The following is a 408-nucleotide window of genomic DNA, read 5'->3' as shown; positions in this document are numbered from 1 at the left end:
GGACTTTGATACTGGAGGAGTCATAAGAATTCGACATCAACGTTTCTCGCTCATTTAAACTTGGGTTAATCCGTTATTTTACCCTTTTCCACGGTAAACATCTTCGAATTTTCATCCGACATGTCCATAACGTGTTCAGCGCTGATCGCGCTGACAAAAACCTGTGACTGCGTCGCTTTTAAGCGGCTGGCCAGCAGCCCGCGACGCGCGTCATCAAGTTCAGAGGCAAAATCATCTATCAGGTACAGGCAGCGCCGACCGCTTTCACGGGTCAGGAACTCGCCTTGTGCCAGGCGCAGTGCGCACATCAGCAGCTTAAGCTGCCCGCGCGACAGCGTATCTTCCACCGGCGCGCCGTCGGCGCGTATGCGAAAGTCCGCTTTATGCGGGCCGTGCGCGGTGTAGGTC

Annotated in this window: 1 protein-coding gene; it reads right to left on the bottom strand. The window is 54.7% G+C overall.

What is annotated here, in order from left to right:
- Positions 1-65: 65 nt before the first annotated feature.
- Positions 66-408: DNA replication/repair protein RecF (locus tag C5L13_RS28510; RefSeq protein ID WP_210202214.1), on the bottom strand; the 343-nt coding region annotated here is incomplete at its 5' end.

The sequence above is a fragment of the Neorhizobium alkalisoli genome (genome assembly GCF_002968635.1).
Lineage (GTDB): Bacteria > Pseudomonadota > Alphaproteobacteria > Rhizobiales > Rhizobiaceae > Neorhizobium > Neorhizobium alkalisoli.
The sequence above is the reverse complement of the archived record's forward strand: the minus strand, read 5'-3'. Positions and strand labels throughout refer to the sequence as shown.